At 73.0% G+C, this 22,315-nt stretch carries 23 protein-coding genes; 11 read left to right on the top strand and 12 right to left on the bottom strand.

The window, feature by feature from the left end; all coding sequences use genetic code 11:
- Positions 1–87: 87 nt before the first annotated feature.
- Entirely contained in the window at positions 88–510 is a 423-nt protein-coding gene (locus ABZ449_RS22040) for a peptidase inhibitor family I36 protein (protein ID WP_360348335.1), read from the bottom strand.
- Between the two features lie 342 nt (positions 511–852).
- Between ABZ449_RS22040 and ABZ449_RS22045 the strand changes: the two genes are divergently transcribed.
- The 5 genes from ABZ449_RS22045 (at position 853) to ABZ449_RS22065 (ending at position 6,505) form a co-directional block, all read left to right on the top strand.
- Positions 853–1,344, top strand: coding sequence for a hypothetical protein (locus tag ABZ449_RS22045; protein ID WP_360348338.1), 492 nt, complete (start codon positions 853–855; stop codon positions 1,342–1,344).
- 333 nt (positions 1,345–1,677) lie between these two features.
- Positions 1,678–2,169 (top strand): DUF2975 domain-containing protein, encoded by a 492-nt coding sequence (locus ABZ449_RS22050; RefSeq protein ID WP_360348341.1) that lies wholly within the window; start codon positions 1,678–1,680, stop codon positions 2,167–2,169.
- Positions 2,169–2,390 carry a helix-turn-helix transcriptional regulator gene (locus tag ABZ449_RS22055; protein WP_360348344.1) on the top strand — a complete coding sequence of 74 codons (222 nt, stop codon included), beginning with the start codon at positions 2,169–2,171 and terminating at the stop codon, positions 2,388–2,390. Before ABZ449_RS22050 ends, ABZ449_RS22055 begins: the two co-directional genes overlap by 1 nt.
- Before the next feature lie 520 nt (positions 2,391–2,910).
- The gene (locus tag ABZ449_RS22060) at positions 2,911–5,682 is read left to right on the top strand and encodes a DUF6493 family protein (RefSeq protein ID WP_360348346.1); all 2,772 of its coding nucleotides are present in this window, start codon (positions 2,911–2,913) and stop codon (positions 5,680–5,682) included.
- Positions 5,683–5,980: 298 nt separating this feature from the next.
- On the top strand, positions 5,981–6,505 hold the full coding sequence (locus tag ABZ449_RS22065) for a hypothetical protein (protein ID WP_360348349.1): 525 nt from the start codon (positions 5,981–5,983) through the stop codon (positions 6,503–6,505).
- Between the two features lie 150 nt (positions 6,506–6,655).
- On the opposite strand, the gene ABZ449_RS22070 is transcribed toward ABZ449_RS22065, so the two are convergent.
- From ABZ449_RS22070 to ABZ449_RS22080, 3 genes are all read right to left on the bottom strand, one after another.
- Positions 6,656–7,366 (bottom strand): serine hydrolase, encoded by a 711-nt coding sequence (locus tag ABZ449_RS22070; protein WP_360348351.1) that lies wholly within the window; start codon positions 7,364–7,366, stop codon positions 6,656–6,658.
- 326 nt (positions 7,367–7,692) lie between these two features.
- On the bottom strand, positions 7,693–8,631 hold the full coding sequence (locus ABZ449_RS22075) for a hypothetical protein (RefSeq protein WP_360348354.1): 939 nt from the start codon (positions 8,629–8,631) through the stop codon (positions 7,693–7,695).
- Positions 8,628–9,149 (bottom strand): SigE family RNA polymerase sigma factor, encoded by a 522-nt coding sequence (locus ABZ449_RS22080; protein ID WP_360348545.1) that lies wholly within the window; start codon positions 9,147–9,149, stop codon positions 8,628–8,630. The genes ABZ449_RS22075 and ABZ449_RS22080 overlap by 4 nt, the downstream gene beginning before the upstream one ends.
- A gap of 451 nt (positions 9,150–9,600) precedes the next feature.
- Here ABZ449_RS22080 and ABZ449_RS22085 point away from each other — a divergent pair, with 451 nt between their 5' ends.
- Positions 9,601–10,047 (top strand): DoxX family protein, encoded by a 447-nt coding sequence (locus tag ABZ449_RS22085; protein ID WP_360348357.1) that lies wholly within the window; start codon positions 9,601–9,603, stop codon positions 10,045–10,047.
- 40 nt (positions 10,048–10,087) lie between these two features.
- On the opposite strand, the gene ABZ449_RS22090 is transcribed toward ABZ449_RS22085, so the two are convergent.
- The gene (locus tag ABZ449_RS22090; RefSeq protein WP_360348360.1) at positions 10,088–10,540 is read right to left on the bottom strand and encodes a DUF3995 domain-containing protein; all 453 of its coding nucleotides are present in this window, start codon (positions 10,538–10,540) and stop codon (positions 10,088–10,090) included.
- Between the two features lie 207 nt (positions 10,541–10,747).
- Positions 10,748–12,949 (bottom strand): MMPL family transporter, encoded by a 2,202-nt coding sequence (locus ABZ449_RS22095; RefSeq protein WP_360348363.1) that lies wholly within the window; start codon positions 12,947–12,949, stop codon positions 10,748–10,750.
- 257 nt (positions 12,950–13,206) lie between these two features.
- On the opposite strand from ABZ449_RS22095, the gene ABZ449_RS22100 reads away from it, so the two are divergent.
- Together ABZ449_RS22100 and ABZ449_RS22105 are read left to right on the top strand one after the other, a co-directional pair.
- Positions 13,207–14,517: a sensor histidine kinase gene (locus tag ABZ449_RS22100; protein WP_360348366.1), complete on the top strand. Its 1,311-nt coding sequence runs from the start codon at positions 13,207–13,209 to the stop codon at positions 14,515–14,517.
- Positions 14,518–14,522: 5 nt separating this feature from the next.
- On the top strand, positions 14,523–15,221 hold the full coding sequence (locus ABZ449_RS22105; RefSeq protein WP_360348548.1) for a response regulator transcription factor: 699 nt from the start codon (positions 14,523–14,525) through the stop codon (positions 15,219–15,221).
- Between the two features lie 58 nt (positions 15,222–15,279).
- Here the strand turns inward: ABZ449_RS22105 and ABZ449_RS22110 are convergent, their stop codons facing one another.
- The 5 genes from ABZ449_RS22110 to ABZ449_RS22130 form a co-directional block, all read right to left on the bottom strand.
- A complete protein-coding gene (locus ABZ449_RS22110) occupies positions 15,280–16,146 on the bottom strand; it encodes a glycosyltransferase (RefSeq protein WP_360348369.1) in 867 nt (288 codons plus the stop codon).
- 19 nt (positions 16,147–16,165) lie between these two features.
- A complete protein-coding gene (locus ABZ449_RS22115) occupies positions 16,166–17,002 on the bottom strand; it encodes a hypothetical protein (RefSeq protein ID WP_360348372.1) in 837 nt (278 codons plus the stop codon).
- On the bottom strand, positions 16,999–17,760 hold the full coding sequence (locus ABZ449_RS22120; RefSeq protein ID WP_360348374.1) for a hypothetical protein: 762 nt from the start codon (positions 17,758–17,760) through the stop codon (positions 16,999–17,001). The genes ABZ449_RS22115 and ABZ449_RS22120 overlap by 4 nt, the downstream gene beginning before the upstream one ends.
- Complete coding sequence (locus tag ABZ449_RS22125) at positions 17,757–18,407, bottom strand: 2OG-Fe(II) oxygenase (RefSeq protein WP_360348377.1); 651 nt, start codon at positions 18,405–18,407, stop codon at positions 17,757–17,759. Before ABZ449_RS22125 ends, ABZ449_RS22120 begins: the two co-directional genes overlap by 4 nt.
- A 199-nt stretch (positions 18,408–18,606) precedes the next feature.
- Entirely contained in the window at positions 18,607–19,173 is a 567-nt protein-coding gene (locus ABZ449_RS22130; RefSeq protein ID WP_360348550.1) for a TetR/AcrR family transcriptional regulator C-terminal domain-containing protein, read from the bottom strand.
- Positions 19,174–19,250: 77 nt separating this feature from the next.
- Here ABZ449_RS22130 and ABZ449_RS22135 point away from each other — a divergent pair, with 77 nt between their 5' ends.
- The 3 genes from ABZ449_RS22135 (at position 19,251) to ABZ449_RS22145 (ending at position 21,745) form a co-directional block, all read left to right on the top strand.
- Positions 19,251–20,501 carry an FAD-dependent monooxygenase gene (locus ABZ449_RS22135; protein WP_360348380.1) on the top strand — a complete coding sequence of 417 codons (1,251 nt, stop codon included), beginning with the start codon at positions 19,251–19,253 and terminating at the stop codon, positions 20,499–20,501.
- A 104-nt stretch (positions 20,502–20,605) separates the two neighbouring features.
- Positions 20,606–20,929 (top strand): hypothetical protein, encoded by a 324-nt coding sequence (locus ABZ449_RS22140; protein WP_360348383.1) that lies wholly within the window; start codon positions 20,606–20,608, stop codon positions 20,927–20,929.
- A 117-nt stretch (positions 20,930–21,046) separates the two neighbouring features.
- Positions 21,047–21,745, top strand: coding sequence for a nucleotidyltransferase domain-containing protein (locus tag ABZ449_RS22145; RefSeq protein ID WP_360348386.1), 699 nt, complete (start codon positions 21,047–21,049; stop codon positions 21,743–21,745).
- A 46-nt stretch (positions 21,746–21,791) separates the two neighbouring features.
- Here the strand turns inward: ABZ449_RS22145 and ABZ449_RS22150 are convergent, their stop codons facing one another.
- Complete coding sequence (locus ABZ449_RS22150) at positions 21,792–22,313, bottom strand: hypothetical protein (RefSeq protein WP_360348389.1); 522 nt, start codon at positions 22,311–22,313, stop codon at positions 21,792–21,794.
- Between the last annotated feature and the right edge of the window lie 2 nt (positions 22,314–22,315).

Raw genomic sequence — 22,315 nt, forward strand, 5'->3', positions numbered from 1 at the left:
CTTCCGACGCCAGCACCAGGCCCAAGCCAAGATCAGCCACTGGCGCCGACGCGGCTATCCCCAACACCTACAAGTGCCGCTGTAGTACTAGGAGAGGAACTGCAGGGAGGACGCCTTGTCGTTCCAGGTGCCGAGGTTTCCGGAGCCCTGCGACCGGATGGACAGCTGACCGCCGCCGTAGTTCACGTGCTCGTGGAGCACTGCCGGTTGGCTGGTGTTGTTGTAGTACGAGCTGGCCGCGTCGTTGAATTGGTAGTCGCCCAGCCAGGACACGTTGACGCGGGTGACCAGGATCGGAGCACTGCCGTCCGCGTTGTAGTTGACGTCCTTGTAGAGGCACAGCCGACCCGACGGGCAGCTGCTCTTGCCCTGCCCGGATGTGAGGTAGGTGTCGGCGGCCAGGTCCTCCACCGGCACCGCCGGGGCGGCGTGCACCGGCGCCGTCAGCAGCCCGGTTGCCAGGGCCGCCAGGGCCGCCACGCCGGTGACAAGCCCGAATCGCGCTCTCATGGAAACTCCTCGAAGCATGCGGATGTGCACGGATCGTGCATTTCGCATATTTCCACCGTGCTGACGCGCCATGATCGGCTGTCACCTGAACAGCGACTCCCCGACACCCGTGCGGGGCCGCCCGGGAACTCGGTCGGCCCCGTTCCCAGCGGGCACGGCCCTGTCCGACGGCCCGGCCCCAGGGCTCAGGTCGCGCCGCGGCCGGGACGGCGGCAGGGGCTGCTGGACGCCCTTCTCGCCCACGAGTTCCCTGCAACCCGAGGCCAAACCGTGCGCAAACCGCACCGATCCCCCCAAGGGAGCGGTAAGTTGGCGCTGCCGACTATGGGGAGAGCCACTGACGTGACCATCGACCAGGCTGCCCTCGGCAGCGCCGTGGAGGCGGTCGTCGCTGCCGCGCGCGACGATGATCCGGCTGCGTTGTACCGGGCCGTGATGCCGCCGGCGGGTGGGGACACTCCTCCGGGCGAGGCCGCCAGGTGGTTCGGGTCGCTCCTCGTCCACCTGGCACTCACCGCTGCGACCGCGTCGAAGCTGGAGCGGGGCTGCTCCCGGGAGGCCGTGTCGGGGTGGATCGGGGAGGTGCTGGGCCCGCCGCCCACCCCCGCGCTGTTGCGTGCCGAGGATCCCGGCCGCATCGACCACGTCGAGGCGGTGGACGCCGCGGCGGGCCACTCCCGGTGCCGCGAGTACGCCGTCGACCTGATCCGGCTGGGTCTGGCCGAGCCGGATGCGGCACCGGACGAGCGAGGCGTCGATGCCCACTGCACGGTGACGAACGACAAGAAGGCGCGGATCATCGTGATGGCGATGCTCGGCCGCCTCGCTGCCTAATCCGGCGGGCGGGGTTGACGGTGCCGCTTCGGTGGTGACCGGGCGGCGAGACGGCCGCCGGTCCTTCGCTGCCCGGACTTCGGGACCGACACGGCGGCCTCGTGGCCGGTGCCACACTGACCGCCCTGCCCGTCGTGGCCTTCCTCCTCGCCGTCCGGCGCAGGATCGCCTCCGGCCTCGCGGCCGGCGCGGTCAAGGGCTGAGCGCGGGCTCGGGAGGGCCGGTCCGGCCGGCGGCGCCCCCGGGCGACCTCCGCCCGCCCACCGGCTCGACCATTGCCCAACCTATCGAAATTCGATAGATTCCCATCGCAACTCGATGGGAGGACAGGTCTTGGGAAAGCTGACAGTGCGCGCGCTGCGCGCCGTGCTCGCGGTGGTGCTCACCGGCAGCGTGCTCGTACAGGTCTTGATGCTGTGGGCGCTGATCAGCGGGAAGGACCAGGAGAACGGTTCGCTGCCGCTGACCGCGCTGCGCGTGATCACGATCCTGGGCATCGGCACGGCCCAGGTCGCCATCTGCTGCGTCTGGCGGCTGGTGACGATGGTGCGACGCGGAACCGTGTTCTCCCACGCCGCCTTCCGCTACGTGGACGGCATCATCGGCGCGATCGTCGCGGCCGCACTCGCGTGGTTCGCGGTGACCGCCGTGAACGCACCCGGCCAGCGGGACGACCCGGGCGTCACCGGCATCATGGCCGGGATCGGCGTGGCCGTCCTGGGCGTCGCGCTCATCGTGCTCGTGCTGCGCAAGCTGCTCGCCCAGGCCGTCGCCCGCGACGTCGAAGCCACGCGGATGCAAGCCGAGTTGGACGAGGTCATCTGATGCCGATCGCCGTCGACATCGACGTGATGCTGGCCAGGCGGAAGATGTCCGTCGGCGAACTCGCGGACCGCGTCGGGATCACGCCCGCCAACCTGGCGGTACTCAAGAACGGCCGCGCCAAGGCGGTGCGCTTCGCGACGCTCGCCGCACTCTGCGAGGTGCTCGACTGCCAGCCGGGCGACCTGCTTCGCTGGGAGACCGAGGACACCGCAGGCGACTGAACCGCGCCCGGCGACACGTCGCCGCCGGTCCCGCTCGACCGTTCGAGGACCGGGTCCGCCCGTCCGGAGGAGGCCGAGCGGCCGGCTCGTCGTCCGGATCGCCGTAGGGCTCGGCGTCCAGGGGATGTCCCATGCCGACGTGTTCACGAAGGCCGCGGAGTCGGGAAGCTCCGCGGTTCTCAGCGGCCGGGTGAACCACGACCGTTCGATCGTCACGCCCATCACCCGGCCAGGAGGAACAGCTTCGGGCCCCAGAGCTCAGTCGGGTCGGTGACGTCGATCAGACCGGCGCACCAGGCGGGGTCCCAACGGTCGTCGCCCTCTCGCAGCGGCGTGACGGCCCCGTAGGCCTCCTCGTCGACGACGAGGTCGCCGTCAGCCGCGTAGTGGACGGTGTCGCCGCCGTTGACATCGAGCGGGAGGCCGAAGCACCTGACCTGCGGGGACCCGGTTACGACTATCGGTGTCAGTGGGGAGCGCTATGTTCGCGAACGTCGATCAGACCTGGTGGAGGGGCATCGTGACGGATCTCGAGAGCGGGACGATCAGCTGGGAGGAGGTGCGCGCCCTCATCGCCGCGCGGGTTCCGCAGGGGGTGATCAAGCGGCTCTCCCCCGTGCCCGCCGCCGAGCTGAGCCATCTGCGCACTCCGCTGCGCAAGCTCCGCGCCGAGCTCTCGCGCGAGCTCTCATCGGGCGACATGAACCGGTATTCCGCCGCCTACGACCAGCTCGCCGCACTGCAGTTCGCCGGGCTCCACTGCGCCGCCACTCCCGCCCAGGCCCTGGAGTGGCTGACGACCCGCCCGCTCCTCGACATCACCTGGCCCCTGCCCGGCGGTGGTTCCACCAACCCGGACCACCACGTCCTGCTGATGGCCCTGCTCTCCCCGCACCGGGACCAGGCGTTCCACCGTGAACTCGCGATCCGGCTCGCCGAGTGGCTGCCCGCACGGGGCAACCACGACCGGTGGCTGATCACCCACGGCCTCGCCGTCTGGTCGGGCGCCGAACTCCCCGTCACCGACGGCTACCTGACCGGCTGGGTACGCGAGGGCGGCTCGATTCGCTACCCCTACCACCGCGAGATCGGCGAGTGGTTCGCCGAGCAGGGCCTGCGCGAGCCGGTGCCGCACCACGACACCCTGCTCTCCTGGCTGCGTGCCCAGCCCGGGCTGGCCGAGTTCGTCCGCCGCCTGTTCGAAGTCCCGGACATCGGCACCGAGTTCACCGATCCCTACGCCGCCCGCTTCGGGCCGGACAACGAGTGGCCCAAGGCGCTCACCGCCCTGGCGGGCGAGGGCGTGCTCGACCGCGCCGAGCTGATCGGCCTCTGCCTCGGAAAACTGCTGCGCGGCGACCGGCCCGGGAACCTGCGAGGGTTCCTCCAGTTGTACGCGGCGCTGGCGCTCGACCCCGAGGAGGTCCTCGCCCGGGCCCGCGATCACGTCCGGCTGGCCGCCGACGGCGCACCGACCGCCGCCAAGGCCGCCCAGGCGGCGCTGGTGCCCGTGGACGACCGGCTCTGTGCCGAGGTGTTCACCGAGCTGACGGCCGCCGTCCTGGCCCGCCCGGAGAAGGCCCTCGCCACCACCCAGCTGAGCCGCGCCGCCGCCGCCCTACGCCGCGACCCCACCACGGCGGACGGCCTGCTGCCCGCCGTCAGCGTGGCCTTCGCCCACCCGGCTCCGGCCGTCCAGGAGCGCGCCCTGCGCCTCGCCGCCCAGCACCTGTCCGGCGTCGCCCCGGCCACCGCCGAGGCCGTGCGCAGCGCCGCCGCCGTCCTCGGCCCGGCCCTGCGGCCCGAGGCCCACCGTCTGCTGGCCGTCCAGGCCCCGGCGGTGGAGGAGGCCGCCGAACCCCACGCCGTCGCACCGCCCGTGGGCCAGGCCGCGCTGCCCGTGGGCCAGGTCGCGCTGCCCGCCGCACCCGCCGGCCCGCTGGACCTCGCCGAGCGGCTGGCGGCCGTGATGGCCGATCAGGTGCCGGACCCGGGCGAGTTCGAGGTGGTCCTCGCCGCCCTCGTCGCCGAACACCACCATGACGCCGCGGCCCTCCACACCGCCCTCGCCCCGCTCACCGCGGGCCGCGACGGCGAACCGATCACGATCTGGCAGGCCCACCGCCTCGAGGAAGCACTCGGCTGCCTGCTCGACGCCCTGACCGGCCGCAGCCACCCGGCGGCGCAGCACGCCGCCGACATGCTCGGCTGGCCCGCTCACCTTCGTAGTCCGGGGACCATTCCCGTGCTGCGCGTGCTGGAGGCCGCGTCCCGGATCGGGCAGGCGCCGGTGCCGCTGCTGCTCGCCACCCCGACCGCCGCCGATGGCTCCGTCGACCCGGCGGTGTTCACCGAGCGGCTGGCGGCTCACCGGGCCGCCGGGGCCTTGCCCTGGCCCGCCGACCTGGCCCAGTCCCTGCTCCGGCTGCCTCCGGAGGCGTTGCCGGCCGCCCGCTCGGCCGTCGCCGAACTCGGCTGCGAGCTCCCGGCCGACACCCCGCCGCCCACGCCGGACGCCTTTCACACCCAGTCGCCGGGCCAGCCCGAGCGGGCCGCCCCGTACGGGGTGCTCGACACGATTCCTCGTATCGCGCCGTTCGTCCACGCCGCCGGGCCCGTTCCCGAAGGCATCACGGGACTGCTCCACGCCCTGCCTGACCCGGCCGACGCCGGTCTGTTCATCGGCATGGTGGCGCCGCGCCCCAGCGTGCTCGCCCAGCTGCCCTGGGTGGCGCCCTGGCATCCGGAGACCGTCGCCGCGCACGGCCTGCCCTCCCTGGTGTCCCAGGCGAACTCCTCCAGCCATCACGTCCTCAACCCCTGGCTGCCCCGGCTCGCCGAGGTCCCGGGTCAGCCCGCAGCGGTGTCCCACCTGGCGCTCGTGTACGGGCTCACCGCCGCCCGCTCGGAGAACCGCACCGCGGCGCTGGACGCCCTGCTGGTCCTGAACGCGCGCGGGCGGTTGCGTCCCGAGGTCCTCGGTACGTGGATCGCGGAGCTGTGGCGGCTGACGGCGGCCAAGCCGAACCGGTTCCTGCCCGTCCTGGCCGACGCCGCGCGCAGCGGTGCGGGCCGGCCGGTCTGGGAGGTGCTCACTGCCCTGATCACCGTGCTCGCCGCCGAGGAACCGGGCGTGCGCGGGCTGGCGGACGCCCTCGCGCTGGCCGCCGAATGCGCGGCGGCGGACGGCATCCGGACCGCTCTGCCCGCCCTCGACGCCCTCACGGCTTCGACCGCACCCCGCCGCGTCCGGACGGAGGCGGCCCGGCTGGCCCGAATACTCGCCTCGTGACGCGCGGAGGACCCCGGCCCGGATGACCAGGGTGCCCGTCACGCCGTCGTACGGTGCGGATCCCGCGACGGCCCCTCCGCCGGCGAAGGACACTGCGGCGACTTCTGAGCCCGTGTCCCGGCAGCCGCTGGACGACGAGCGGATCGATTCGGGGCGCGTCGCGGGATCGTCCGGAGCGCAGGCCGAGCGGCCGTCCGGCCCCGCAAGGTCGCCCCGGCCCGTTGTCGCAGGCCATGGCTAGGGTGATGCTCCTTTCCGGCCGACCGCGCCGGTGACGGGATGCCACGTGGAGGTTGGCATGGACGCAGGGGCAGAAGATCGCGAGCGCTGGGTGCTGGACCCGCTGGTGGGTGTGGGCCCGCTGCGGTTCGGGATGACGCCGGAGCAGGTGTCGGCCTCCCTGGGCGGGGAGGTTCCGGCCGAGCACCGCACCTACCACCCCTTCCCCGCCGGCACCCCCTGGGAGACCCAGGGCGACCCCACGGAGGAGCGCCTGACTGAAGAGCGCTTCGAGGGCGCCGGAGTGCGCGCGCACTACCGGGGCTGGGAAGAGGGCAACGGCCCGCTCCTCACCGCTGTCACCGTCCTCGGACGGACCGGGCCCCAGGTCCTCCTCGGCGGCATCCCGCTGATCGGCCGGCAGCTCACCGCCGTCGAAGCGGACATCACCCGCTACATCACGGACAACGACCTCGGCCTGCGTTTCGTCTGTCGCGGGGACCTGGAGGTCTACGGGCTGGGCGTGTGGGTGCGTTCTGCGCGCGTCGGAGACACCACCGTCAGCGAAGCCCGGATCGGTGCCGAGCAGTGGGAGGAGGAGTGAGCCCCGGCGGAGTTCACACCCGGAAACCGGCCCACGCCCCCCCAACCCGCCGAACGGCCCGGCCCTACGCCCACCACGCCGGCAGAGGCCGAACGCCCGTCAGGCACCAACAGGTCGCACGTGGCGCCGGGTGCGGTCGGTTGAGGGTCTTCAGGGCGTGCGCACCAGTGCCTCGACCGCGGTCGCCGCGGCCTGCTCGATGAGTGCGATGCCGGCCTCCCGCGTGGGCTGACCGTCGGTGAGTACGACGACGAGCAGTGTGTGTCCCGCGCGTTCGACGATGCCCACGCTGTTGACGACCCACAGTTGAGGTGTCCCGTCCGGGAGCCAGCCGTTCTTGAGTACGGGCCGGTCGCCGGGCGCTCCCGCTGCGCCGACGCCCCAGTTCTGTCCGTCGGTGACGGAGCTCATGAGGGCCCGCAGGTACGACCGGGATGCGGCGTTCAGGGGGGAGTCCTGCGTGAACACGGCCTTCAGGAGGGAGATCTGGTCGCGGGCCGTGGTCCGGGTCAGTCCCCAGGCTCCCCGTTGGCCGGCGTGTGCCGGGGTGAGTCCGAGTCGGGCGTTGGCCGCGTCCAGGCCTTGGCGTCTGCCGATGTCGATCCAGAGTTTCTGCGCCGCGTCGTTGTCACTGAAGCGGATCATGTCGGAGGCCAGCTGTCGCTGAGCAGGGCTGGGTCGGCCTCCGCGGTCCTGGGTCTGCAGGAGAAGGGCGGCCAGGATGTCGACTTTGATGATGCTCGCGGAGGTGAAGGTCCCGGTGGACGAACCGTAGGCGGCCGAGCGGCCCGAGGTGAGGTCCTCGACGGCGAGAGCGTACCGGCCGTGGTGCGCCCCGAGCCTGTCGAGCGCGAGGCGCACGGCCTGCTCCGGCGTTGTCGTACCCGCGACGGCGAGTTCCTGCCCGGAAGGCGTGCCCGGCGCCGACGGGGTTGACGTCGACGGTGGGTCCGCAGGGGCGCCCCCGGCCGGACCCGAGGCCGGGATCAGGATGTGGGCCACCATGGCGGCGCCCACGAGCGCGGGTATGACCAAGGCTGTCCGGTGCTTCAACGGGCACTCGCTTTCCGACGTCCGGGCACGCGGACATCGCCTGTGGACCTGTAAAAGGGCGTGCAGGGGCTTCCGGACGCGACGCCGTGCGTGCGGGGTCCGGTGTCGTCCGCCTCAGTGGCGGCTGGTGCGGCTCACCCGCCGCAGGATCCGGCGATCTTCGCTTTCTCGTCGATCTCGATCGGGAAGCCGTGGTGGCCGTCGAGGTTCACGGTCCATCCGTGGGTGAGCGTTCCGGACGAGGGGTTGTCGGCGAGCCAGAAACGGGGGGTGCTGAAGGAGCAGGTGCCGGCGGTCGGGCCCTGACCCCGGTCGGACCGAAGGTCTTCGGTCACGAACTGCTTCCCGAGCCTCGTCATCGCCGTGGAGTCACCGGACTTGGCGGCCGCCACCAGCCCGCCGTAGAAGCCGGAAACCGTGGGGTCGCCCCCCTTGCCGTCTCCGGCGACCGTTGCGCAGGTCAGGTCGGTCACCTTCCCCGTGGCCCCGTCGAAGTCCAGGGAAGGGGCCCGGTCGAGCCGTTGAGTCCCCTGGTACAGCAGGACCTCACCCGACGCCAGCACGCCGTCGACCAAGGAACCGCAGGTCACGCCGAGGGAGTCGGAGCCCCAGATCCGTTGGTACGTGGACTCGTTGGCGAACAGTGCTGCCACCTCTGCCGGATCCACCTCGGAGCGGGTGGCCGGATTCTGGTAGCGCAGGGCGGAGAGGAACAGGGCGTTCGTCGTCCGGGCCGGGTCCGCCGGGGAGGCCGGCTTCGAAGCCGGTGCCGAAGCCGGTGCCGAAGCCGTGGGCGAGGACGGCTCGATGGGCGGGGGTGAAGGAGGCATATCGGTACTCGACGCGGTCGATGCCTGGACGGGCACCGAGGCGCGGTCGTGATCCGCTTGAGACACGAAGCCGGCGCCCAGGGCCACGATCACCACGGCCGCCGCCGCACCCGTCTGCAGGCGCCGGCGGCGCTGCCGTACCGCCCCGATGAGGCCATCGACGTCGTAGCCGCGCGGCGGTTCCTGCCGTGAACGGTCGAGCATGGCCGCGGCCAGCTCCTCCTCCAGGTCGTAGTCCTTCATGCCGCCCCTCCCGAACGTGCGTACTGCGCCTGTGCGTCGACGGCCGACCGGAGTTTCGACAGACCCCGGGCCACCTGGGATCGGACCGAGCCGGCCGAGATGTTCATCAAGTGGCCGATCTCCGCGTCGTCGAGATCCTCGAAGTACCGCAGCACCAGCACGGTGCGCATGCCGATCGGCAGGGACTGCAGCTCGCGCATCAACTCGTCGCGCACCACGAGACCTTTGTACGGATCGACGTGCCCCTCCCCGATACCGTCGTCCAGGGGCACTTCCGCACGTCCACGGAGTTTGCGCCAGCGGTCGTTGGCGAGGTTCACCAGGATCCGGCGCGCATAGGCCTCCGGCGCGTCGGCGGAACGGATCCGGCGCCAGTGCCGACAGACCTGCTCCAGTGTGGACTGCACCAGATCGTCCGCCACATGACGCTCGCCGGTGAGCAGCAGCGCGGTCCTGAAGAGGGCCGACGAGCGCGCATGCACGAATGCCGTGAAAGCAGGAACGTCAGCGGTTCGCATGGTCACCCGGCTCGTGACTCTTGAGCATCTTCGCCTCTCCCGAAGCCCCCTTGGCTCCCCCGCTCAACCTGACGGAGCCCGACTCGCGACTGCTGCACGCGATCTCCGGTCGTGACGCAAGCGTTATCTCGGGTGCGGGGCCAAGGTGACCCGGCCGACGACCCGGCGTTCACCGGCTCGCCGGGGGTGGCCGAGTCGGTGAACGCCAGGTCGTCGAGCCTCAGGTGAACCGCGGTGGGGGTGGGTATCCGTCAGACCTGGCGGATTAGCTGTTCGCCCAGTCACATACGCCCGATGCGGCCGAGGTGTTCAGGGACGTGGCGCCGGCCGAGCAGAGCCCGCAGGGCGCCACCTGCCCGCGGAAATTTCCTTCCACCGGACCGATGAGTTCAGGTGGTGGCGGCAGTCAAACCCTGAGAAAGCAACGACAGCCGCCCCGGGGAGACCTGAAATGTCCAGCACCACCACCGCCGTGAAGTCCAGCCAGGCCGTCGTCCGGACGGTCTGGACGCTGCGGATCCTGCTCGCGCTCTTCTTCGCCCTGGCCAGCGCGCTGCCCAAGCTGCTCGCACTCCCCGCCGCCACCACCGTCTTCGACGCCATCGGCTGGGGCCACTGGTTCATGTACCTGACCGGACTGGTGGAACTCGCCGGGGCGATCGGCCTCCTGTTCGGACGACTGGCCGGGCCGGCCGCGACGGCGCTCATCGTCTTCCTGGTGTTCGCGTTCGTCACCCAGCTCACCGCCATGCACGGCGAGAACGCCGGGACCCCGTTCCTCTTCATGGTGCCCCTGGCCGTCATCGCCTGGAACCGGCGCACCGAGACCGCCGAACTGCTCAGCGTCTGCATGGCGGTCGTGTCCCTCGGCCCGACCGGCACCGGTCGCAAGCGCTGATGACCCGCTGGGAGGCCGCGCTCAACACGCAGCGGACTCCTCAGCGTTGTGCGGCGGACGACCCCCGCCACGCTACCGCGGCCGCCCCGGCGCCCAGGGCCGTGCACAGCGGCGAGTAGTACCGCAGGTTCTGCCGCCGGAACCGCTCCGTACGCTCGCTGACCCGCCCGAACACCACGGGACCGGCCACACCGCGTGCCAACAGCACTCCGGCGACCGCCCGGACCCCGGCCCGCCGTACCGCCGGCGGCCCGACCCGCGGCAGCACCCGCGCCTCGGCTCCCACCAGGTACGACGCCGCTCCCAGCAGCCCCGCCACCGCCAGGCACGCCCTGGCCGGCGGTACGCCGTCCCCCGTCCCCACCACGGCGTCCGCGAACTCCTCCGGCGTCCGCAACGGCCATGGCGTCACCATCCACACGGCGTGCAGTGCCCCCGCCGTCGCCAACGCCGCCGATACCGCTCCCCCGACGACGCGCACCGGATCAGCCATGTCCGAACCCCTTCCGCAGCCGTTCGTTCCTCTCCCACCGTACGGGTGCCTACATCCGGCCCGGCGGCCGCCGTCGGGCTTGATCACTCGGCCGGTGCGGGGAGGTGCGGAGCGCCCGCCCACGACCGGGAGGCCCGGCCCCCCGGGATGGGGCCGGGCCTGCGTGGGCGCCCGGGGCAGGCGGACGCCCGGTCAGGGGTGGAGCGGTCAGGGGATGAGGACGTGAGTCGGGGACGGGGTGGTGGTGGCGGTGGGGGCGGTGGGGGTGTGGTGGCGGGTGGGGCGCAGGGGCCACCAGAGGGCGCGGCCGAGGAGGGTGGCCAGGGCCGGGACCAGGGCGAGCGAGAGGACGACGGCGGAGAGGAGGATGCCGAGCGTCAGCGCGAAGGCGATCTGTGCGCTGCCGGGGGTGGTGGCGAGGGTGGCGAAGGAGCCGGCCAGGACCAGGCCGGCGGTGGCGACGGCAGGCGTGGTGTGGCGGACGGCGCGGGCCACGGCGGCGCGGGCCGGGCCGGGGTGGTGCATCTCCTCGCGGATCCGGTCGGTGATGAGGATGTTGTAGTCGGTGCCCAGCGCGACGACGAACAGGAACAGCACCAGGGGGAGGGTGAAGTTGACGCCGGGCTCGTCCAGCACGTGCTGGAACAGCAGGGTGGCGGCGCCGAGGGTGGCGGCGAAGCCGAGCCCGACGGCGAGCATCAGCACCACCGGGGCGAGCAGGCTGCGCAGCAGGAGCAGCAGGATCAGGGCGATGAGGACGGCGGCGACCGGGAAGACGACCGCCAGGTCGTGGTCGACGGCGACGGAGACGTCGGCGAAGATCGCCGCCGTGCCGCCGACGTGGGCGCTCGTCCCGGCGGGCGTGTGGGCGGCGACGGTGGCGCGGACCGGGCCGGAGGCCAGGTCGCGGGCCCGTGCGCTCTGCGGGTCGGCGGTGAGGAAGAGGTCGATCCGGGCGGCGCGGCGGTTCTCGTTCAGGGCGGTGGCACCGACCTGGCCGACGCCCTCGGTCTTGGCGAGGGCGTGGGAGAGGCCGTCGAGCCGGGCGGGGTCGAGGGTGGCGCCGTCGTTCGCGGTGACGTAGACGGTGGTCGGGTCGGACACGCCGGCGGGCAGGGCGCGTGCGATCTCCTTGGCGGTGGCCGCGGCCGCCGTCCCGGAGTCGCCGCCCTGACCGTAGTCCATGCGGATCCCGGTCATCCCGGCGGCGAGGGCGGCGAGCAGGGCGACGGAGCCGAGCAGCAGGACCATCGGGCGGCGCGCGACGAAGGCGCCGTAGCGGGCGGCCGCGCCCGCCCGCGGCTGCCGGTCCAGGCTGCGGGAGGGCCAGAACATCTTGCGGCCGCAGGCGGCGAGCAGGGCCGGCATCAGGGTGAGGCTGCCCAGCAGCATGACCAGGACGGCGACGGCGATCGCCGGGCCGAGCGAGCGGAACTGCCCGAAGCTCGCCACGCCCAGGGTGGCGAAGGCGGCCACGATGGTCAGCGCGGCCGAGGTGATCGCGGTGCCGACCCGGCCGGACACCTCGGCGGCCGCCTCGCGGGCGGGCTGACCGGGCCGGGCGCGCAGGTGCTCGCGGAACCGGAAGAGCAGGAACAGCAGGTAGTCGACGCCGATGCCGAGCAGCACCACGGAGATCAGGCTCGGGGTGGAGGCGTCCAGCTTGAGGCCGGTGAGCACTGCGGCGCCGGCCACCGCTCCGGCGGCCACGCCGCCGATCAGGGAGACCGCGAGCAGCGGCAGCACGGCCGCGAGCACGCTGCGGAACACCAGCACGTTGAGCAGGACGATCAGCACGGTGACCAGGCTGCTGCCGATGAGCGCGGCGGTCCGGTTGTCGTCCGCGGTGTCGACGGTCTCGGCCAGGCCGCCGGTGAACCCGGTGCGCATCCCTGCGTCGTCGAACCGCGCGCGGGCGGAGTCGCGGAAGGTCCGGTAGACCTCCTGGACGCCCTCGTCCACGGCGCTGCCGGTCAGTTCGACGGAGAGCAGCTCGAAGCTCCGGTCGGGCGCCGTCATCGCCGGGGCGACCCGGGGGGTCTGCGAGCGGTCGGGCTTGAGGAACGCCGGCTCGTCCTTCTCCCTCGGCATGACGACCCGGCGCTTGCCGAGCTCCGCCGCCTCGGCCTCGATCCGCCGCTGGTCGCCGTCGGTGAGCGCCTTGCCGTCGCTGCGGGCGACCAGCACCGTGACCGTGGTGGCGTCGGGCTTCACCCCGAACTGCTCCTCGGCGATCCGCAGGGCGGCGGCCGAGTCGTAGCTCTTCGGCAGGAAGTCCCCGGTCTGGGACTGGGTGACCCGGCCGAGCAGCATCGGGCTCAGCGCCCCCAGTGCCAGTCCCAGCACCGCCCAGAGGGCGATGACCTTCCAGGCGTGTCTGGTGGAGAATCCGGTCAGTGCGCGGATCACGGTGCCCTCCGGCTGATGGACGCGAACGTCGCCTTGTCGCCGGGGGTTCCCGGCAGGTTTCCAGACCATCAGGCGAGGGGGGTGCCGGGCGTCCGGGCAGCGGACGATCCGGGCCGGGGCCCCTGGTCCCCCGGCGGGCCGGAACCGGGACCGTGCTCCTGGTCCGCCCGCCCTCCCTCGGCCGGAGGGACCATCCGGGGCCGGGCGGGCGGGTGCCAGAATGAGGCATCAACGCTGGTCAGGCCGGAAGGACGAGGATGAACGGGCGTCAACGCCCCGGCGCGGCCGTGGACGAGGTGCCGCGGAACCGCGAGATACCGCGGAACCGCGAGGTGCGGCAGGACCGCACGGACGGCCTGCCGTGGACCCAGGCGGACGCGCTGGTGGCCGTCGTCGCCGGCACGCTGGACCTGCTCGCCCACCTGCTCGTCAGCGAGGTGGCGGGCGCCCGGGGCGTCGGCGTGCCGGGCTTCGTCCTGCTCGTGCTGTCGTGCGTGCCGCTGCTCGCCCGGCGCCGCCACCCGGTGCGGGCGCTCGCCGCCGTCCTGGTGTTCCAGTCCGCGATCGACCTGTCGGCCCCGATGGGCATCCACTTCGGCGCCGTCCTGGCGGTGGCGGTGTACTCGGTCGCCCGGAACCGCTCCTGGCCGGTCGCCGCGGGCGCCGCCGCGGCGACGGCGCTGGTGTCGATGCTGAGCCAGAGTGACTTCCCGGTGCCCTCCGCGGAGTCGGGCATCTCGGCCGTCGCCTCCACCTCGCTCGTGGCCGCCAGCGGCCTCATGGTCGCCCGCTGGCAGCGCGAGGTGGCCGCCAACCGCCGGCTGCTGGCCGACCGCGCGGTGGCCGAGGAGCGCCGCCGCATCGCCCGGGAGTTGCACGACATCGTGGCCCACCACATCACCACGATGCAGCTGATGGCCGGCGGCGCCCGCGCCAACCTCGCCAAGCCGGAGGTGGTGCGGGAGGCCCTGGTGACCCTGGAGTCCTCCGGGCGGCTGGCCCTGCGCGAGATGCGCCAGTTGCTGGACGTCCTGCGGGCCGGTGACGAACCGGACGCCGCCCCGGCCTCGCCCCAGCCGGGGGCGGACGACCTCGGCCGGCTGGTGGACGAGTCCCGCCTGGCCGGGCTGCCGACCGCGTTCAGCGTGCGCGGGCCGCGTCGACCGCTACCGCCGACCGTCGGCCTGACGGTGTTCCGGATCGTCCAGGAGGGCCTGACCAACGCACGCAAGTACGCGGGGCCGGCCAGCGCGTCCGTCCTGCTGACCTACCGCGCGGACGGAATCACCGTCGAGGTGCGCGACGACGGCCGGGGCGTGTCGTCCCAGGACGCGGGGCACGAACCGGTGCGCAGCGGGTACGGCCTGATCGGCATGCGCGAGCGGGTCGCCCTGCACGGCGGCACCCTGGAGGCGGGGCCGCGGCCGGAGGGCGGCTTCGCCGTGGTGGCCGAGCTGCCGCTGGCGGAGGAGGAGACGGCCGAGGCGGCCGTCCAGAGCGGGGATGCGGACGGGGCGCCGGCCGAGCGCGTCGGCGGCGGACCGCGCGGGGAGGCGGTGTACCGGTGACGGCCGTGACGCCCGCGATCCGGGTCCTCATCGTGGACGACCAGCCGCTGGTGCGGCGCGGCCTGTCACTGATCCTCTCGCCGGACCCCGCCTTCGAGGTGGTGGGCGAGGCGCAGGACGGCGCGCAGGCCGTCGCGCTCGCCCGGCGGCTGGGTCCCGATGTCGTGGTGATGGACATCCGGATGCCCGTCCTGGACGGGGTCGCCGCGACCGAGGAGCTGGCCCGCACGCTGCCCGGATGCCGGGTGCTGGCGCTGAGCACCTTCGACATGGACGAGTACGTGGTGGCCGCGCTGCGCGCCGGCGCGTACGGGTTCCTGCCCAAGGACGTCTCGCCGGAGGACCTCGCCGCGGCGATCCGCACCGTCCACATCGGGGAGGCGGTGGTCGCCCCGCGCCTGCTGACCCGGCTGATCTCCGCCTACGTCCGGACGCCGCTCGGCGCCCCGCCTCCGTCCGGCGTCGTGGCCGGGGAGCTCACGCCCCGCGAGGTGGAGGTGTGGCGGCTGATGGCCGCCGGGCTGGACAACGCCGCGATCGCCGGGGCCATGGACATCAGCCACTCCACGGTGAAGAACTACATCACCAGCCTCTTCGGCAAGCTCGACGTGCGCGACCGCGCCCAGGCGGTCATCGCGGCGTACGAGTCCGGCCTGGTCACCGCCCGTTCGGGGGGCGGTGACCAGGCCGGACACAGGGGTTAGGCGAGAAGGGACGGGGCGGCGCGGGGCGGCGCAGGGGTCGGCGGTCGGGGGATCGGTCTCAGGGGCCGAAGGCCCGGGGTGCCCACTGGTCGAGGTAGTCGGCGATCGGCCGCAGCTCGGTGGTGAGGAGCCGCTGCTGCGCCGCCACCCACGGCTCGGCGAGGACGGTGGCGATCGCGCCGGGGAAGGTGGAGAAGCGTGCGCAGGCCAGGACGGAGGCTCGCAGCTGCGGGCCGGGCAGGTGCAGGAGCCCGGTGCGCAGGATGTTCTGGAGCCACGGCTGCTGCTCCGGCCGGTACGGCGGGAGTGTCCGGAAGCGGTGGGTGACGACGGCCCCGGGGATGCCGAGCGAGGGACGCCCCGCGCGCCACCACCGCAGTGCCAGTTCCACGTCCTCCAGCCCGAATCCGCTGAAGGCCTCGAAGCCTCCCTCCCTGAGGAAATGGTCGCGGACGACCGCCAGGCAGCCGCCCGGGAGGAGGCCGACCTCGACGGGTCCGGGACCGGCCGCCGGGCGCCAGCGGTAGGTCAGCAGGGCGTCCACGAGTTCGGCCCCGCAGCCCACGAACCGGCTGTCGGAGGCGTCCCGCACCGCGGGTCCGACCAGCGCGTCCGGCATGCGGTCGAGCGCGGCCACGAGCGGTGTCAGCCACTGGTCGTCCACCGCGCAGTGGGCGTCGAGGAAGACGAGGACCGGTTGGTCCGCGGCCCGCGCGCCGCGGTTGCGGGCCGCGGCCACGCCGACGTGGTCCCCGCGCAGGGTCCGCACCCACGGCGGCCAGTCCCGCTCGCAGCCGCCGTCCGTGCTGCCGTCGTCGACGAGGACGAGCTGCCGCGGCCGCACGCGCGCGCTCGCCACCGACCGGATGGTCTCGGCGACCCGGTCGCCCTCCTGGTAGGCGGAGACGACGACGGTAACGGGCACCGAGGAGGGCATGCCGGCGTCACCGCTCCGGTGGAACGGCGGGTGGCTGGCCCGCGGGGTGCGGGCCGACGGGGTACGGACCGGCAGGAGACGGACCGGCAGGAGACGGACCGGCAGGAGACGGGCCTGCGGCAGTGAGCTCCGGCGGCAGGCCGCCGACCACCGAGGCGGGCGTCCGGGCCCGGCTCCAGAAGCTTCGGCACTCCGGCAGCAGACGGCCGTGCCGGGCGGTGTCCACCCAGGTGTACCGCTCCGGTTCCCGGGTCAGGGCGAAGCCGCGCAGCAGCGCGAACTCGCAGAACCTGCCGAACCCGGCGGCGTGCGCGTAGTCGCCGATCGACTGGCCGTGCGCGTCCCGGCAGTGGGCACGGAGCCCGGCGTACACGTGCCGGGGGACGACCAGGGGCGGCGGCTCGGTGACGTCCGGCCGCACCGGTTCTCCGAAGAAGGCGGTCGGGCACCGCCGCCAGCCGTCCGTCTCCGGCCGGGCGCCGCCCGAGTCGAAGGCCATCCGCGGCCGGCCGCGGTCGAACAGGCGGGCCGTCAGCTCGCACGGCGCCGTGAACACCTGGTCCGAGTCCAGGTGCAGGATCATGTCCGCGTCCGTGTAGCGGTCCGCGTTGAGCTTGGTGATCTGCTGGCCGAGGTAGTCGTCGGCGTAGTCGCGGCACATGGCCAGACGGACGCCCGTCGACTCGATCGCCGACGGCTCCATGCGTTCGAGACTCGACCGCGGCACGACCACGACGACCTGGCGGTGACCCGAGGCGAACAGGGCGATGGACCGCAGCGCCAGGGCCAGCCACTGCCGGTCCCGGTGGTAGGAGCGGATGAAGACATCGAGGACCGGGGTCACTCGACGGGCTCGTCTCCGATGCCGATCGCGGGTCCCGGAGTGCCCGTGATGCCGCCGGGCGGCAAGGTCATCAGGAGTTCGTCGAACCCGGGGAACACCTCGGCCCACCGCGTTTCGCCGGCCCAGTGCGGCGCGATCCCCGCCGCGAGTGCGAGGTGGAAACCCGTGAGCCGGGAGATCCGGGCCCGGTCGAGGTTGAGGGCCAACGCGTCGCCGAGACGGGCGGCGTCCAGGCCGAGTTCCTTCAGCACCGCGGGCGGGCTCGCCGAGTACGCCGTGAACTCGGTCCCGTCGGTCAGGATCCGGGCCTGCCGGGGTACGAAGCCGACGTCGGTGAGCTCACCGGAGACGACCGCCGACTGCTCGTTGACGAACAGGGACACCCAGTCCACGCCCGCGCCCGCCAGGTCGTCGAAGAGGAACTTCGTCATCGCCGCCGCCAGCCCCACGTTGGTGGCGTCCCTCACGGAGAGGAACGCCGGGGTGAGCAGCGACTGCCCGTTGTCGCTGACCACCGCCACCGCCATGCCGCGCAGGGTCCTCGCCCCGATGCCGGACGGCGGCCACGGACGCTCCTCGAAGGCCACGGCGGTCCTGGTGCGGGCTCTCGCCGCGAGCGGGACCAGGACCTCGTCGAGCAGGTGCCCGAGGCCGAGCTGTCGGAGGAACCGGGCCAGCTCCGGCCGGTACTCGCCGAGGAGATCGGTGGTGATCCGCAGTTCCAGACGGTCGTTCAGCTCGTCGTGAAGGTTGTTCATCGCTCCTCGCCGGTGCCGGCGCCGTTGTCGTCCACGTCGTAGAGCCACGCCACCGCCGAGTACCGCACACCGGTGCGCACCGGGCGCACCTCGTGCAGGAGATCGGAGCGGAAGGTGACGATGGAGCCGGCTTCCAGCCGGATGTTCTCGGGCGCCAGGGTGCCGTCGGGCCGCGGAACGTGAAGGACCAGCGCTCCCCCGTCGAAGGACGGGAGGCCGTCGTGCGGTGTCGCGTCGTTCAGCAGGCAGACGATCGACAGCCGTCGGTGGCGGACGACGGCCGGATCCAGCGGGTCGTCGGAGCTGTCCCGGTGGACGCGGAAGAGTCCGCGCTCGGCGTAGCTGCAGAACTTCGGGCCGTCCAGTGCGGCCCGCCGCCATTCTTCGTCCTCGATCGCCTTCCGTGCGACCTCCCGCATCGCGGTGACGACGGGCTTCGACTGCTCGGGCGCCAGCTGGTGCTCGGAGCAGCTGCGCATGCTCAGGTCGACGACGTCGTTGCTGCGGCGCAGCACCGGGCCGGTGATGGCGGCGGAGCTTGCCATGGCCTCGACGGCGGCGCGGCAGTCCTGCGGTGACAGCGCGTTGCGCCAGATTCTCGGCTGCGCCTCGTTGCGCTCTTCTCGGCTGGGAGTTCCGGTCCGCATCCTTCTCCCGCTCTCGGTTGGTCGTGCGACGGCAACGAGGAACCCGCCGACAAGTTAACCGATGGTGACCGCACTCTCGCGGAAGGTGATCACCCGGGGGTGCGCCGTGTCTCCGTCGGCGGTTCCCGCAGCGGCCGCGTGCCGCGCCGCTCCGGCCGCGCGAGCGTCACCGGCACCGCCCCGGCCCGGTCCGGGCCGCTCACCTGTCCCGCACTCCGGTGCGGCGCTCCAGGCCTTCCAGGATGAGGGCGAGACCCGCCTCGAACGCGGACTCGTGATCGATCGCCGGCAGGCCGGCCGGTGGCGTGGCGGTGCCGTGGCCCGGATCCGCCTGCTCCTCCAGGACACTGCCGACCGTGAAGCGGCCGGCGGCCAGCATCGCCATCTGCGCGTCGCGCTCGGGCACGCCGGAGCCGATGAGGAAGTCCGTCTTCCGGCGGATCCGGTCGAGGTCGCCGCTGGGGGTGGTGCCGGCGTGGAGCCGCGCGCCGTCCCGGCGCAGCAGCAGGGTGCGCCTGAAGCTGCGCGTGTTCTCCAGGAACCAGCCGCGCCAGTCGTCGCCGGGGGTCGGCAGCGGTTGCGCCGCGTGGGGTGCCATCGCCGTTTCCGCCATGGCGGCCAGGAGGTCCTTCTTGGTACGGAAGTGCCAGTAGAGCGAAGGCTGTTCGACGCCCAGGCGCTTCGCCAGTCGCCTCGTGCTGACGGCATCCAGTCCGACCTCGTCGAGCAGGCCGAGGGCCTCGGTGACGACGGTCTCGCGATTCATCTTGGTCACGTTGAAAACCTATCGCCGATAGATGACACTGGAAAGGAATCATTCACTGATAGATTCCGGGTGGGGGCATGATCACACGATCGGGAACACCGTCCTTGCGGGTCCTCGTCGCCGGTGGCGGGGTCGCCGGGCAGGCCCTGGCGTTCTGGCTCACGCGGGGCGGGCACCGGGTGACCGTCGCCGAACGCTTCCCGGCCCTGCGGGCCACCGGCGCCCAGGTCGACCTGCGGGGGCAGGGCATCGAGGCGGTCGAGCGGATGGGACTCCTCGGTGCCGTCCGCGACGCGCTCGTGGACGAGGCGGGCGTCTCCTTCGTGAACTCCCGCGGCGAGGCCAAGGCGACGATCATGGCCAACACCTCCGGAACAGGCCGGCAGACCCTCACCTCCGAGTACGAGATCATGCGCGGTGACCTGGTGCGCATCCTGCACGCCGCCTCGAAGGACGACGCCGAGCACGTCTTCGGCGTGGGCGTGAACGGCTTCGAGCAGGACGAACGGAAGGTCATCGCGCACTTCTCCGACGGGTCCTCCGGCGAATTCGACCTCCTGGTCGGTGCGGACGGGCAGGGATCGCGCATCCGGCGGGCGATCCTGCCCGCGGGCTGCGACCCGTACTGGCGGGTCGGCATCCACATGGCCTACTGGTTCATCCCGCGCACCGCGTCCGACAGCGACATCCGGGACACCTACATGGTCCCGGGCGGCCGTCAGATCATGCGCCGCAGCCACAACCCGACCGAGACCCAGGTGTACTTCGTGATGCGGGAGGAATCCGCGGAAGCCTCGGCGATCCACCGGCAACCCGTGGAGCACCAGCGGGACTTCTGGGCGAACAGGTTCCGCGACGCGGGCTGGCAGACCGAGCGCTTCATCGACGGCATGCGGACGAGCCCGTTCTTCCACTCCCAGGAGGTCGTCCAGGTCCGAACCGACACCTGGTCCAAGGGCCGCGTGGTCCTCGCCGGCGACGCCGCCCACTGCGCCTCCCCGTACAGCGGCATGGGAACCTCCGGCGGACTGGTGGGCGCCCACGTCCTGGCCGGCGAGATCAACCGGCACCCGGGCGACCTGCCGACCGCGCTGGCGAACTACGACCGCGTGCTGCGGCCCTTCGTCGACGCGATCCAGGGCGAGGTCAATCCGCGCCTCCTGCGCCTGGGCCTGCCGACGACCCGGCGCGCGATCGACACCTTCCAGGCCGCCACCGCGCTGGCCTGCCTCCTGCGCCTTCCCGGTCTCGTCGCGCGTCTTTCCCAGGAGGATCGCGGCGGCGACTGGCGGCTGCCCGAGAACCCGGCGCCGATCAGCACCGCCTGAGGGCGACCGGACACCTCGGAAACCGATCGCCGTCGCGCGGGACGCGCCTTCGGCGCGCACTCCCGAGCCTGGTGCCCGGCGGGGTTGTTCGACAGGATGTTCCGGTGGCGAACTTGACCCGCATCCTGACGATGACCCGCACCAACTTCCGCGCGGCCGATCCGGTCGAGCGGTGGACCGCGCGTGCGGCCTGGGCCGTGCTGACCGCGACGGCCTGGCTGGTGGTGATGTTCACGACCGTCTTCGGAGCCGAGGTCGCCGGGGTTCCCACGGGCGTCGTGACGTGGTTGGCGATCGTCCTCTCGCTGGCGGTCCCCCTCGTCTCGTGGATCGCCGTCACCTCCGAACCCGGCGGGCGCCCCGGCGCGCCGGCCTTGACCGTCGTCCTCCTGCTGGCGGCCGTCCTGCTCGTCGTCGCCTTCGTCTGAGTCGAGGACCCGGGCATCCTGCCTGGCCGGCGTCGGTCGATGAGGAGTAGGAGCGTCCGCTGGGGTGCGGCGCACCCGCCCTCTCACGGGACCGACGCCGGCACGTACGCTGCGATCATGGATGACCCCGTGCTGACCGCCCGTGAACTGGTGCGGGACCGATTCCCCGCCGCCCGGGCGGCCTTCCTCGCCGGCAGCGTGCTGACCGACCGCCGGACGCCCACGTCCGATCTGGACATCGTGGTCCTCCTGGACGGGCCGCCCGCCCCCCTCCGGGAGAACCTGGTGTACCGCGGCTGGCCGGTGGAGCTGTTCGTGCAGACGGAGGCCGTCTGGCACGGCTTCGCCGACCAGGAGACCGCGCAGCGGAGTTCGCCGCTGCTCGCCATGTGTGCCGACGGCATGCTCCTGGTCGACACGGACGGGCTGGGCGCTTCGCTCCAGGACGAGGCGCGAAGGCGTTGGGCGGCGGGCCCGCCGCCGCTCTCGGGCCGGGAACGTGACTACCAGCGGTACGTGCTGACCGACTTGCTGGAGGATCTGCGCGGCTGCGCGGACCCCGCGGAGCGGGTGTACCTGGTCGCACACATGGTGCAGCGTGCCTCGGAGCTGGCCCTCCTGGTCGGCGGGCGCTGGCTTGGCGAAGGCAAGTGGTTGTCGCGGCGGCTGGCTGCGGCCGACCCCGGGTTGCACCGCGCGTTGTCCGAAGCCGCCCCGCAGGCGATCGCCGGGGATGCGAAGGCCTTCGCCGCGGTCGTGGCAGAGGTGCTGGACCTGGCCGGCGGCTCGCTGTGGGACGAGTACGCCATCCGATGAGTCGGTGGGGCGCCGTCGGGCTCGACGACGGCGGCAGGTCCGCCCCCTAGGACGGGATGCGGGCCAGGAGTTCACCGGCGGCCCGGGTCAGGTGCGCGGCGATCTCCTCGGCGGGCACCGGCGATTCGACGTGGCCCAGGTACGCCGCCACCGCGTCGACCATGGGTGCCAGCTCCTCGCAGGGCCCGTAGGCCTCGGCCACGTTCTCGATGATGAGCCCGGCCCCCTCGTAGGGGTCGAGCCATCCGCCGACGATCTCGGCGGCCCACCAGCGGGCGAGTGCCAGCCGGCCCTGCCAGTAGTCCCCGTACTCCTCGGGCGGGCGCAGGCCGAACCCGAGCTCGTCCATCACCCGGTCGAAGAGCCCCGGGGCCTGGTCCTCCTCGCCGCTGAGCAGCCAGGCGAGCGGCCACAGCGACGGCGTGTCCACGCCGGCGACCAGGGCGCGGAGGGCGGCCTGGATCAGTGACTGCGGCTCGGCGTACCGGCCGTCGACCCACTCGTGGGCGATCGCCCGCAGTTCCCGCACCGCTTCGGCCGCCGTTCCGGGGGCTCCGCTCGTCGTCATGG

The organism is Kitasatospora sp. NPDC005856, assembly GCF_040629945.1.
Classification (GTDB): Bacteria; Actinomycetota; Actinomycetes; order Streptomycetales; family Streptomycetaceae; genus Kitasatospora.